This window comes from Olsenella sp. An270 (genome assembly GCF_002159735.1).
Classification (GTDB): domain Bacteria; phylum Actinomycetota; class Coriobacteriia; order Coriobacteriales; family Atopobiaceae; genus Thermophilibacter.
In genome coordinates this window covers 325,176-337,022 of sequence record NZ_NFJF01000001.1, presented here as the reverse complement: position 1 = coordinate 337,022, position 11,847 = coordinate 325,176, and the positions used below count along the sequence as shown (strand labels likewise).

10 protein-coding genes are annotated in these 11,847 nt (G+C 68.4%); 7 read left to right on the top strand and 3 right to left on the bottom strand.

Annotated features, from left to right (window positions below):
• Positions 1 to 66: 66 nt before the first annotated feature.
• The 6 genes from B5F73_RS09200 (at position 67) to aroQ (ending at position 7,423) form a co-directional block, all read left to right on the top strand.
• Positions 67 to 1,017, top strand: coding sequence for a hypothetical protein (locus tag B5F73_RS09200; protein ID WP_143803104.1), 951 nt, complete (start codon positions 67 to 69; stop codon positions 1,015 to 1,017).
• A gap of 254 nt (positions 1,018 to 1,271) precedes the next feature.
• Positions 1,272 to 2,591 (top strand): 3-phosphoshikimate 1-carboxyvinyltransferase, encoded by a 1,320-nt coding sequence (aroA, locus tag B5F73_RS01505; RefSeq protein WP_087225343.1) that lies wholly within the window; start codon positions 1,272 to 1,274, stop codon positions 2,589 to 2,591.
• Positions 2,591 to 3,706, top strand: coding sequence for a chorismate synthase (gene aroC / locus B5F73_RS01500; protein ID WP_087225832.1), 1,116 nt, complete (start codon positions 2,591 to 2,593; stop codon positions 3,704 to 3,706). The genes aroA and aroC overlap by 1 nt, the downstream gene beginning before the upstream one ends.
• 139 nt (positions 3,707 to 3,845) lie before the next feature.
• Positions 3,846 to 4,997 carry a bifunctional chorismate mutase/prephenate dehydratase gene (locus B5F73_RS01495; RefSeq protein WP_087225340.1) on the top strand — a complete coding sequence of 384 codons (1,152 nt, stop codon included), beginning with the start codon at positions 3,846 to 3,848 and terminating at the stop codon, positions 4,995 to 4,997.
• A 1-nt stretch (position 4,998) separates the two neighbouring features.
• A complete protein-coding gene (locus tag B5F73_RS01490; protein WP_087225337.1) occupies positions 4,999 to 6,291 on the top strand; it encodes a shikimate kinase in 1,293 nt (430 codons plus the stop codon).
• 178 nt (positions 6,292 to 6,469) lie between these two features.
• On the top strand, positions 6,470 to 7,423 hold the full coding sequence (gene aroQ, locus B5F73_RS01485; protein WP_087225334.1) for a type II 3-dehydroquinate dehydratase: 954 nt from the start codon (positions 6,470 to 6,472) through the stop codon (positions 7,421 to 7,423).
• A gap of 16 nt (positions 7,424 to 7,439) precedes the next feature.
• Here the strand turns inward: aroQ and B5F73_RS01480 are convergent, their stop codons facing one another.
• Positions 7,440 to 8,042, bottom strand: a complete 603-nt coding sequence (locus tag B5F73_RS01480; RefSeq protein ID WP_087225331.1) for a 5-formyltetrahydrofolate cyclo-ligase — start codon at positions 8,040 to 8,042, stop codon at positions 7,440 to 7,442.
• Between the two features lie 139 nt (positions 8,043 to 8,181).
• Here B5F73_RS01480 and trpS point away from each other — a divergent pair, with 139 nt between their 5' ends.
• Positions 8,182 to 9,231, top strand: coding sequence for a tryptophan--tRNA ligase (gene trpS / locus B5F73_RS01475; protein ID WP_087225328.1), 1,050 nt, complete (start codon positions 8,182 to 8,184; stop codon positions 9,229 to 9,231).
• A 193-nt stretch (positions 9,232 to 9,424) separates the two neighbouring features.
• Here the strand turns inward: trpS and argF are convergent, their stop codons facing one another.
• Both argF and B5F73_RS01465 read right to left on the bottom strand, forming a co-directional pair.
• The gene (gene argF / locus B5F73_RS01470; protein ID WP_087225324.1) at positions 9,425 to 10,423 is read right to left on the bottom strand and encodes an ornithine carbamoyltransferase; all 999 of its coding nucleotides are present in this window, start codon (positions 10,421 to 10,423) and stop codon (positions 9,425 to 9,427) included.
• A gap of 70 nt (positions 10,424 to 10,493) precedes the next feature.
• Positions 10,494 to 11,744 carry an arginine deiminase gene (locus tag B5F73_RS01465; protein WP_087225321.1) on the bottom strand — a complete coding sequence of 417 codons (1,251 nt, stop codon included), beginning with the start codon at positions 11,742 to 11,744 and terminating at the stop codon, positions 10,494 to 10,496.
• Positions 11,745 to 11,847 lie beyond the last annotated feature (103 nt).

Below are 11,847 nucleotides of genomic sequence, written 5' to 3'. Positions count from 1 at the left end.
GGTCGTGTCAGCTTGGTGTCCGCCATCGGGAGAATGGTGGGAGCATGTCTGCGTATAGTCGTCCGCATGCTTACCGTTGACGGCACATCGGCACTCGCGCGCTGGGCGGAACCGGGGCTTCTTCGCAGGATTGGCCCTCCCGTTGAGGTTTCCGCCCGCGAATGGGCCACCACGTCCTCATGCGCGCTCGACGACTCCATCCTCCGGGCGGCGCGGCTCGAGGCGACGGTCGAACGGCCGCTTCACGTTCTCGTCTCGCATCCCGGCGAGAGAATCAACTCGCGTCGGATCGTATCCCACGTCTGGTCAACGCCGCTGCCCCACGGAGCGCTCTACCAGCTGATGCCCCAGGTACTCATTGCGTCGCCAAGCTTCTGCCTGCAGAGTCTCTCGGCGGGACAAAGCCTCGTCAGAGCGATCGTCAGCGCCATGGAGGTCTGCGGCGACTACGGTCGCACGCCCAACGCCAGGGACGGCTTCGTCGCTCGCCCCGCCCTCGCCCGCCCGGAAGACCTCCGGGCACACTTCCGTCAGAACCACAGCTACGGCGCGAGGCGCGTGCGAGAGGCGCTCGGCCACGTGGTCGCTGGGTCGCGCTCCCCAATGGAGACGATCGTCGTTCTCGTCTTCACCCTCCCCGTGGAGCTTGGCGGCTGCGGGCTCCCCAGCCCCTTGCTTAACGTGCGCGTAGAAATTCCACCCGAGCTGCAGCGTGCGATCGGAAAGCCATACGTGGTCGTCGACCTGTGCTGGCCTGACCAGCTGATCATCCTCGAGTATGACAGCTACCTCTGGCACTCGAGCGCCCTTGCCGTCGACTCCGACAGCACCAGAAACGAAGGCCTGCGCGACGAGGGGTGGATGGTCCGCTCCGTGACCGCAGGCATGCTGGCCAACGACGCGATGCGCCGCCATCTCGTCTCCAAGGTGACCGGGCGCTTTGGCATCAAGCTGCCCAACGACCCCGAGTTCGACCGCCGCCAGCACGACCTCATCCAGGAGCTGCTGCGCTGCTAGGGGTCCTTGTCGCCCGTCCTTATCGCCCGTCCTTATCGCCCACCGTGAGGTTATGCGGCATTGTCGAGGTTATGCGGCATCGTCGAGGTTATGCGGGGCCGCAAGCACAACAAAGCCGCAGCTATATAGGCTGGCGACAAGAACCTGCCACTGGGGGCATGTCGCATAACCTCGGAAGCGGCCAAGAGGAAACGTACTCGAAAGGGTTGTGCGGTAGCATTGTTGCGGCAGACCAGACGAGATCGGCGGGAACCTTGAACATCACCATTCATCCGGGCGCCCTCTCCGGGGAGATCGTCGCGCCCTCATCGAAGTCGGAGGCGCACCGCGTCCTCATATGCGCCGCGTTCGCCCCGGGCGTGACCGACGTCACGTGCACGACCAGCTCCGCAGACATCGACGCCACCGTCTCGTGCCTCGAGGCGCTCGGGGCCCGCGTCGCCAGAACGAGGGACGGGTTCCGCGTGAGGCCCGTCCCCGGGACCTCGGCCACGGACAACCTTCCCGAGCCCCGCCGGGCCGCGACGCTCGACTGCGGCGAGTCCGGCTCCACGCTGCGCTTCATGCTTCCGGTCGTCTGCTCGCTCGGCTGCGACGCCTCGCTGACGGGGCGCGGCAGGCTTCCCGAGCGCCCGCTCTCCCCGCTCTACGAGCAGCTCGTCGAGCACGGCGCCGAGCTCTCCCCCCAGGGCAGCCTCCCGCTCGAGGTGCGCGGGCGCATCCGCGCCGGACGCTACGAGCTCGCCGGCAACGTCTCCTCGCAGTACGTGAGCGGCCTCATGCTCGCGGCTCCGCTGCTGCGCGCCCCGGTCGAGGTCGTCGTCACCGAGCCGGTCGAGTCGAGGCCCTACATCGACCTCACGGTCTCCGTCCTGCGCGCGTTTGGCGTTGGCGTCTCCCGCACGCGCGGCGTGAGCGAGTCCGGCGCGCCAGCCCTCGTCTACGACGTGTCCGCGTCGGACGGGCTGGCGTCCCCCGGTTCGCTCGTCGTCGGCGGGGACTGGTCCAACGCCGCGTTCTGGCTCGTCGCCGGTGCCCTGAGCGACCGCGGCGTGGCCGTTCGGGGACTCGACGCCTCGAGCGCCCAGGGGGACCGCGCCATCCTCGCCGCGCTCTCCCTTCTCGGCGCCCACGTCCTACGCACCCCCTCCGGCGCCGCCGTCCGGCCAACTGAGCTCAAGGGGGCGACGCTCGACGTCAGCGACTGCCCCGACCTCGTGCCGCCGCTCGCCGCCGCGGCGGCCCTCGCGGAGGGGACGACGCGCCTCGTTGGCGCGGCGCGCCTGCGGCTCAAGGAGTCGGACCGCATCGAGACCGTGTCCGCGGCGCTGCGCGCCCTCGGTGCGAGCGTCGAGACGACCGAGGACGGTCTCGTCATAACGGGTTCCCGGACGCTGCGCGGCGGCACCGTCGACTCCGCGAACGACCATCGCATCGCGATGATGGCCGCGATTCTCGCCACGCGCTGCGACGCCCCGACCACCATCCTCGGCGCCGAGTGCGTCGAGAAGTCCTACCCGCGCTTCTTCGATGACCTGGCCTCGCTTGGAGGCAGGGTCGAAAGGGAGGCATGATGCCATCCACGCTTGGAACCACGCTGCGCGTCACCGTCTTCGGGCAGTCGCACTCCCCCGCCGTCGGCTGCGTCGTCGAGGGGCTTCCCTCCGGCATGAAGGTCGACCTCGGCGCGCTCGCCGCCTTCGTCGCCCGCCGCGCGCCCGGGTCGGACCCCTGGGGCACCCCGCGCAAGGAGCCGGACGCGCCCAGGATCGTGTCCGGGCTCAACCCGAACGGCGAGACCTGCGGGGCCCCGCTCGCGGCGATCATCGAGAACACGAACACCCGCTCTGGGGACTACGACAACATCCTCGCCGTCCCGCGACCGGGCCACGCCGACTTCGCCGCCTGGGCCAAGTGGCACGGGGCTCAGGACGTCCCCGGCGGCGGACACTTCTCGGGCAGGCTCACCGCCCCGCTGTGCGTCGCCGGAGGCATCGCGCTCCAGTGGCTCGAGAGCCAGGGCGTCAGCGTGCGCGCGCACGTGGCGGAGCTCGCGGGAATCGAGGACGCGCCCTTCTCGGCGCTTGACAACTCTCCCGCGGCAAACGCCGAGCTCGCGGAGCAGATGGCGGCCCTGGCGGACGGGCGACGCATCCCCACGATCGACGCCGACGCGGGGGCTCGCATGGTCGAGGCCGTGCTCGCCGCCCGCGCGGCGCGCGACACCGTGGGCGGCGTCGTCGAGTGCGTCGCCACGGGGCTGCCCGCCGGCTCCGGCTCCCCGATGTTCGACGGCGTCGAGAACGTCCTCGCGCGAGGCCTCTTTGGCATCCCCTCGGTCAAGGGCGTCGAGTTTGGGCGCGGGTTCGGCGCAGCGCGGATGCGCGGGACCGAGAACAACGACCCCTACGAGGTACGCGACGGTACGTGCGCGCCACGGACCAACAACGCCGGCGGCATCCTCGGCGGCATCACGACCGGCGCGCCCGTGCTCGTGCGGTGCGCGTTCAAGCCCATCTCGAGCGTGATGGTCGACCAGGACTCCGTTGACCTCCAGACGATGGAGCCCGCGACCCTGCGCGTCCACGGTCGTCACGACACCACCGCCGTCCTGCGGGCGGTTCCCGTCGTCGAGGCGGTCTGCGCGCTCGGCCTGGCAGACATCCTGCTCACCTGGCCGGCTGAGTAGGCTTGCACGCCGCGTCGGACCGGCCGACCGGGTCCGCCGCGAGTTCTTGCCGAGCGTCCTTCTCGGCAAGCTGTTTGAGCGCCGGACCCGGTCGGCCGGTCCGACGCGGCACGTTACCGGTACGTACGAAAGGCAGCACATGGCAGAGCTCTCTGACCTCAGACGGCGAATCGACGAGATAGACTCCCGGATCTTCGAGCTCTTCGCGGAGCGTACGACGGTCGCGGAGGAGGTCGCGGCCTACAAGCGCGAGAGCGGGATGCGGATCTTCGACCCAGCTCGCGAGCGCGCCAAGGTCGCCGACGCCGCCGAGCGCGTGCCCGAGGACCTGGCCACCTACGCCCAGGTCATGATGGAGCTCCTCATGGAGGCATCTCGGGCGCGGCAGCACGAGCTTCTCGACGACACCGCCGACGACGCCGCGCTGCGAGCCATCGCCGCCGCACGCCAGCGGACTCCCGAGCTCTTCCCGCCGTCGGCTCGCGTCTCCTGCCAGGGTGTGGAGGGCGCCTACTCCCAGATCGCGGCCGAGAAGATCTTCCGCCGGCCCACCATCTCCTACGCACCGACCTTCGACGGCGTCTTCCGCGCCGTGGGACAGGGCCTCGCGCGCTACGGCGTCATCCCGTTCGAGAACTCCACGGCCGGCTCCGTCCGCCAGGTGTTCGACCTCATGATGGAGAACTCGTTCCACATCGTCCGCACCACCCGCGTGAAGGTCGACCACAACCTCCTCGCCAACCCGGGAGCACGCCTCTCCGAAATCCGGGACATCTACAGCCACGAGCAGGCGATCGGCCAGTGCGCGGAGTTCCTCTCCGGCCTGCCGGACGTTCGGGTGCACGTCTGCGAGAACACCGCCGTCGCCGCCGAGCGCGTCGCCGAGTCGGGCCGGACGGACGTGGCGGCGCTGTCGTCCTTGCCGTGCGCGGACCTCTACGGCCTCGACGTGCTCTCCTCGAGCGTCCAGGACCGCGACAACAACTACACGCGCTTCGCGTGCATCTCCCGCGACCTGGAGATCTATCCCGGGGCTGACCGCACCTCGCTCATGATCGTGCTCCCCCACGAGCCCGGCTCGCTCTACAAGCTGCTCGCCAAGTTCTACGCGCTCGACATCAACCTGCTCAAGCTCGAGAGCCGCCCCATCCCCGAGCGTGACTTCGAGTTCATGTTCTACTTCGAGCTCGACTGCCCCGTCGCCGCCCCGGAGTTTTCCTCCCTCATGGCGACGATCGGCGGGCTCTGCCAGGAGTGCCGCTACCTCGGCAGCTACGCGGAGGTGCTCTAGCGTGGGCGCGGCCGAGAAGGGCCTCGGCGACGCACCGTACGGCCTCGTCGGACGCAGGCTCGGCCACAGCTGGTCGGCGCAGATCCACGAGCGCCTGGGATCGGCCCCCTATCGGCTCGTCGAGCTCGAGCCCGACGAGCTGGCTCCCTTCGTCCGGCAGGGCTCGTGGCGCGGCCTCAACGTGACCATCCCCTACAAGCGCGAGGCGGCGCGCCTGGCCGACGTTCGCTCCGCCGCCGTCGAGCGCCTCGGTGCCGCAAACACCCTGGTGCGCGCCGAGGACGGCTCCATCGTCGCCGAGAACACCGACGTGCTCGGCTTCGCATGGATGCTCTCCCGCTTCTGTCGCGAGCGTATCGGGGCGTCGCCGCGCGAGCTGCTCGAGGGCGAGAAGGTCATCGTCCTCGGAAGCGGCGGAGCGAGCCAGGCCGTCGTCGACGCTCTCTCCAACACGGTGGGGGCGGAATCCGTCGTCATCTCCCGCTCCGGAACCGAGACCTACGACACGCTCGTCGAGCGTCACGCCGACGCGGTCCTTCTCGTCAACACGACCCCGGTCGGCATGTTTCCCGAGTGCCCGGCGTCCCCCGTCCCCGAGGGGGACCTCGCCGCGCTCGGGGGCCTCAGGGGCGTCCTCGACGTCGTCTACAACCCCACGCGTACCGGCCTCGTCCTCGCCGCCGAGCGCCTCGGCCTGCCCGCCGAGAGCGGCCTCGCGATGCTCGTCGCCCAGGCGCTCTACGCAAGCGAGCTCTTTCAGGGACGCGACCTCGACGACTCCCTCGTCACCGAGGTCGAGCGACAGATCGCCGGTCAGGCGGAGAACGTCGTCTTGATCGGGATGCCCGGGGCGGGCAAGACGAGCTGCGGACGCGAGCTGGCCCGTCTCCTCGGCCGCCCCCTCGTCGACCTCGACGACGCGCTAAAGATCGAGTTTGGGCGCAGCCCCGCACAGATCATCGAGCAGGACGGCGAGGCGAGCTTCCGCACGCTCGAGACCGAGGTCGTCCGACGCTACGGAGCCCGCTCGGGCCTCGTCATCGCCTGCGGCGGGGGCGTGGTCACACGGCCCGAGAACCACGACCTCCTGCGCCAGAACGGCAGGATCGTCCTTCTCGACCGGCCGCTGGACGAGCTCAGCTCGGACGGCAGGCCCATGTCGCGCGCACGCGGCGTGGAGCGGCTCGCAGCGGAGCGGATGGGGCTCTATCGCGCGTGGGCCGACGTGACGCTGCGGTGCACGGGAAGCGCCGCCGGCGACGCCGCAGCCGTCCGCGAGCTTCTGGGCCTCTAGGCTCGCGTCCCGTTTGCGTCACAACTCCGACGCATTTCTCGCCGTCTGCGACACCACTCGGCGGAGTGGCGTGCCCGTGAGCGGGCGGCCCGTATACTCTCACGCGATATGACTGCAGGACGTGCTGAGTGAGGAGACGGGGCTCCCACTTGCGATTCGACGACGAAGGGGTCGCGACGTGGACAGAGAGCAGATAGCAGAGGAGGTCCTCGCCGCCGTCGGCGGCAAGGGCAACGTCACTGCCAATGACATCTGCATGACCCGTCTGAGGATTCTCACGCAGGACCCGTCCTTGGTGGACACCGACCAGCTCTCCGCGGCGCGCGGCGTGCTCGGCTTCTTCCGCCGGGGCGAGAACGGGATCGAGGTCGTGTTCGGCCCCGGAAAGGTCGAGGCGGTCCACGAGGCGCTCTCGCGGCTCACGGGCGTCGAGGGGACGGGAGAGGCCTTCGTCGGCCCCGTCGGTGCCGTGGCCTCCCCCCTGCACGTGCACATCTCCCAGAACCCGCTCCGCGACGCCGCAATCGTCCAGAGCGAGGTCGACGAGGGCGTCGGAGCTCCCGACGAGTCGGTCGACGACCTCGTCAGCCTCCTCGACATGATGGGCCCCGCCGCGGCGGGCGCTGACGCGGCCGAAGTCGTCGACCCAGACGCGGACACCGAGGAATCCTCGGCGCCGTCCCCGGACGCGCCGGCGCGCGTGCTCGTCATCAACGGCCCCAACATCAACATGCTCGGCATCCGCGAGCCCGAGATCTACGGCCACGACTCCTACCGGTCCATGCTCAAGCTATGCCACGACGCCGCCGAGGAGGCGGGCTTCGCCGAGTGCACCTGCTTCCAGTCAAACCACGAGGGTGACCTCATCGACGCCATCCAGGACGCGTACGGGAGCTATGCCGGCATCGTCATCAACCCCGGCGCCTACACGCACACCTCGATCGCGATCCTCGACGCCGCGCGCGCCGTGGGGCTCCCGATGGTCGAGGTCCACATCTCGAACGTCGACGAGCGCGAGGAGTTCCGCAGGATCTCCTACATCCGCGCCGCATGCTTCGAGACCGTGTCGGGAATGGGAATCGAGGGCTACCGCAAGGCCATCCTCGACCTCGCCGCCCACGTCGGGCTGTAGCCGCCCCGCCGGAAGGCTAGAGCCCGCGACAGTTCCAGACCGCACTCTCTGTGGCGATGAAGTCGACGGGAACGTCATGCCCGTCGACCGGGAGCGGGTTCGAGGAGATCATCGTGGTGCGCGCGAGACCGATCTTGTCGCCGGGGTAGAAGGCGAGGAACCGGTCGTAGTAACCCCCGCCATAGCCCACGCGATGCCCAGCCCCGTCGAAAACGAGTCCCGGAACGAGACATACGGAGCCCACGAGCTGCGCAGGCTCGACGAGGGCGGGCGCGTCCTCGCCCGGCTCGAGGATGCCCATGACCCCCGGGGAGAGCTCGTCGAGGGAGCCGATCTCATGGAAGGTCATGTCCTTCGAGGCGAGGTCGACGCGCGGCACGGCCACGCGACGTCCCGCGGCGAGCAGGCGGTCGATAAGGGCGTGGGTGCCCACCTCGGCGCCCAGCGACACGTAGGTGAGCACAAGAGGGGCACAGGCAAAGAGCGGGAAGGCCATGAGCGCGCTCTCGATGGAAGAGTCGCTCTCGAAGCGGGTCCTCTCGGGGATGTTCCTGCGCACGGCGAGGTAGTTGCTCCTCAGAGAGCTCTTGTCGGCATCCGTTCCGTATGAGCTAGCCAAGGCGCCCCCTCCCGTCTGTCGCTGGCCCCATCATTCTAACAGTGTTTGTCGGTCGACCATTCGCAACTCGAACGTCTTTGCCGTACCATGGGTGACTGGTTGAATCATCCGCGCGCGAGCGCGAGGAACGGAGGAGCACATGCCCAACGAGGGTAGCTACGAGGCAGCAAAGCGCAAGAGCGACGAGGTCCACGCCGACCTTCTCGTCCACCCCGAGAAGTACACGATGCTCACGGGCGACCGCCCGACGGGGCGCCTGCACCTGGGTCACTACTTTGGCACGCTCGTCGACCGCGTTCGCCTGCAGGACATGGGCGTGCGCACCAACGTCATCATCGCGGACTACCAGGTCATCACCGACCGCGACACGACCGAGCACATCCGCGACAACGTCTACAACATGGTCATCGACTACCTGGCGTGCGGCATCGACCCGGCCAAGACGATGATCTTCACGCACTCTGCCGTCCCCGAGCTCAACCAGCTCATGCTCCCCTTCCTCTCCCTCGTGACCGAGGCCGAGATGGAGCGCAACCCCACGGTCAAGGCCGAGCAGGAGGCCTCGGGCCACGCGCTCACGGGGCTGCTCCTCACCTATCCCGTGCACCAGGCCTGCGACATCCTCTTCTGCAAGGGCAACATCGTGCCCGTGGGCCGCGACCAGCTCCCCCACATCGAGATCACCTCCAAGATCGCCCGTCGCTTCAACGAGCGCTACGGAAGGGTCTTCCCCGACGTCACGGGGCTTCTCACCTCGACGCCGTTGCTCCCGGGCCTTGACGGTCGCAAGATGAGCAAGTCCTACGGCAACGCGATCTCCATCTCCATGACCGCGGAGGAGACCGCCAGGCTCATCAAGAAGTCACGGAGCGACTCCGAGCGCATGATCACCTTTGACCCCGAGAACCGCCCCGAGGTCTCTGGCCTTCTCACCACGGCCGGCATCTGCAGCGGCCGCAACCCGCGCGAGATCGCCGAGGAGATCGGCATGGGCGGCGCGGGCCAGCTCAAGCGCGTGGTCACCGAGGCGGTCAACGGCTACTTCGCCCCCATCCGCGAGCGCCGCGAGGAGATTGCGAAGGACATGGACTACGTCGCCGACGTCCTCCACGAGGGCAACCGTCGCGCCCGTGAGATCGCCGCCGCGACCCTCGACGAGGTCCGCGAGGCCATGGGCATGGTGTACTAAACCAACGTTCAAAGCGTCTATCCCGAAACTAAACCGTCCGGAATCCGCACCTCTTGGCACTGCGTGCAGGTTCCGGACGGTTTCTCGGCAAATTTCGTCCAAAACACGCATGCACAAATGAAACGTGCGGGCTCCGGTCGGTTTGAAGCGCTAAACCGTCCGGAACCCGCACGTACGAATCACAAGCTCAAAGCTACCGCAGCGTCGCGAGCATCACGGCCTTGATGGAGTGCAGGCGGTTCTCAGCCTCGTCGAAGACGCGGCTGCGCGGGCCCTCAAAGACCTCGTCGGTCACCTCGAGCTCGGGCAGGCCGAACTTCTGGAAGACCTCCTCGCCGATCGTGGTCTTGCGGTCGTGGAAGCTCGGCAGGCAGTGCATGAAGATGGCGTCGGGAGCGGCCTTGGCCATGAGCTCGGTCGTGACCTGGTACGGGGAGAGCAGGCGGATGCGCTCGCCCCAGAGGTCGGCACTCTCCCCCATCGAGACCCAGATGTCGGTGTAGACGACGCTTGCGCCGCCCACGCCCTCGTCGACGTCGGGCGTGAGCGTGATCGTGGCGCCCGTCTGCGCAGCGACCTCGCGGCACGTCTCGACGAGCTGGGCGTCGGGCATCTGCTCGGCAGGGCCGCAGGCGCAGAAGTCGATGCCGAGCTTGGCGCACACGACCATGAGGGAGTTGCCAACATTGTTGCCGGCGTCTCCCATGAAGGTCACCTTGCGGCCCCTCATGCCGTCGCGACCAAACTCCTCCTCCATCGTGAGGACGTCGGCGATCATCTGCGTGGGGTGGAACTCGGTGGTGAGGCCGTTCCAGACCGGCACGCCGGCGTACTCGGCGAGCTCCTCGACGCGCTCCTGCCCGTAGCCGCGGTACTCGATGCCGTCGAACATGCGGCCGAGGACGCGGGCGGTGTCGGCGATGGACTCCTTCTTGCCGATCTGGCTCGCGGAGGGATCAAGATAGACGGCGTGCATGCCGAGGTCGGCGGCACCGACCTCGAACGCGCAGCGCGTGCGCGTGGAGGTCTTCTCAAAGATGAGGGCGACGTTCTTGCCCTCGAGGTAGCGATGCGGCTCCCCGGCGTGCTTCTTCGCCTTGAGGTCCGCCGAGAGGTCGAGCAGGTAACGGATCTCCTCGGGCGTGAAGTCGAGGAGCTTGAGGAAGTGACGTCCGGTGAGGCTCACGGCCATGTTCTTCTCCCTTCGCGGGGCGTCTGGTCCGCCCAAGATTGTAGCCGATGCCGCCCCGCGGCGGCGGGAATCAGACCGCGTCGCGCCAGAAGGCCATCGACATGCAGTGGGGGCCGCCGCGGCCGCGCGACAGCTCCGCCGAGGGAATCTCCAGAAGCTCGATGCCCTCGCGGTCGAGGATGTCGTTGGTGACTGCGTTGCGCTGATAGACGAGGACGCGCCCGGGCGCGACGGCAAGGGTGTTGGAGCCGTCGTTCCACTGCTCCCGGACGCTCGCAATGGGGTCCTCGCCGCCGCACTTGATGAGCCTCACGGCGTCGAGGCCGAGCGCACGGGCGAGAATGACGTCGAGCGTGTCGTCGAGACGGCGGATGCTGACCTCCCCCATGTGGCTCCCGCGTGTGAGCTCGAAGACGACGAGCGTGCCCAGGATGCCCGGGTGGACGGTGAAGGTGTCGACGTCGACCTGCGTGAAGACGGTGTCGAGGTGCATGAACGAGCGCTTGTGCGGGATGGAGAAGGCAAAGACCCGGGAGATGCCGGACGACGGCTCTCCCCAGAGCAGCCTGTGGGCGAGCTCGTCGATCGCCGCAGAGGAGGTGCGCTCGGAGATGCCGACGGCGATCACGTCGGGGCCGAGCACGAGGATGTCGCCACCCTCGACGTTGTGGGGCAGGTCGCTCGTATACCAGGTCGGCGTGCCGGCGTACTCGGGGTGGTACCTCATCACGAACTCGCCGAACACGCCCTCGCGGCGACGCGTGCGCGAGAGCATGCTGTTGAGCGAGACGCCCGAGCCGATGACGGTGAAGGTGTCGCGCGTGAAGTAGATGTTGGGGATGGGGTCGATGACGAGCGGGGAGCCAGCGTTTTTGTCGGTGAGCATGAGGTCGGCGAGCGACGCAGCGCGCTCGGGGGACAGGTCGAGCTCGTCGGCACGCACGCCCTCGATGCACTTGTCGACCATCGCCCGCGTGTCCTCGATGGAGTCGAGCAGCTCGCGCACGGCCCTGCGGGCCGCATGTCCGTCGAGCCCGGACTCGTCGAGCCACCGCTTGCAGAACTCCCGGCGGGCGCCGGGGGCGGCGTCGAGCGCCTCGGCCACGAGCTGGTCGAGGTAGAGCACCTCCACGCCCTCGTCGGCAAGCAGGCGCGCGAAGCAGTCGTGCTCGCGCTGCGCCTCCTCGAGGAAGGGGATGTCATCGAAGAGCAGCGGGCCGAGCGTGTCGGGCGACAGGTTCAGCAGCTCCCCTCCGGGACGGTAGAGCATCACCTTGCGCAGCCGCCCGATCTCAGAGCGGATGTTGAGACCCTCGTACATGGCACTCCCTTCGACTTCCTTTCACAACCATAACGCACCTCGGTGCGTAGGTGACGCCCGCGGCTGCTATCATCGAGAGAGAAATATTTCGGTGCGTGGGCGC

What these genes read in the sequence shown, in the direction of transcription:
- argF (WP_087225324.1), bottom strand. Translation starts at nt 10,423, where the DNA reads ATGGCCGTGAGCCTCACCGGACGTCACTTCCTCAAGCTCCTCGACTTC.
- B5F73_RS09200 (WP_143803104.1), top strand. Translation starts at nt 67, where the DNA reads ATGCTTACCGTTGACGGCACATCGGCACTCGCGCGCTGGGCGGAACCG.
- B5F73_RS01465 (WP_087225321.1), bottom strand. Translation starts at nt 11,744, where the DNA reads ATGTACGAGGGTCTCAACATCCGCTCTGAGATCGGGCGGCTGCGCAAG.
- B5F73_RS01495 (WP_087225340.1), top strand. Translation starts at nt 3,846, where the DNA reads ATGGCAGAGCTCTCTGACCTCAGACGGCGAATCGACGAGATAGACTCC.
- trpS (WP_087225328.1), top strand. Translation starts at nt 8,182, where the DNA reads ATGCCCAACGAGGGTAGCTACGAGGCAGCAAAGCGCAAGAGCGACGAG.
- aroC (WP_087225832.1), top strand. Translation starts at nt 2,591, where the DNA reads ATGCCATCCACGCTTGGAACCACGCTGCGCGTCACCGTCTTCGGGCAG.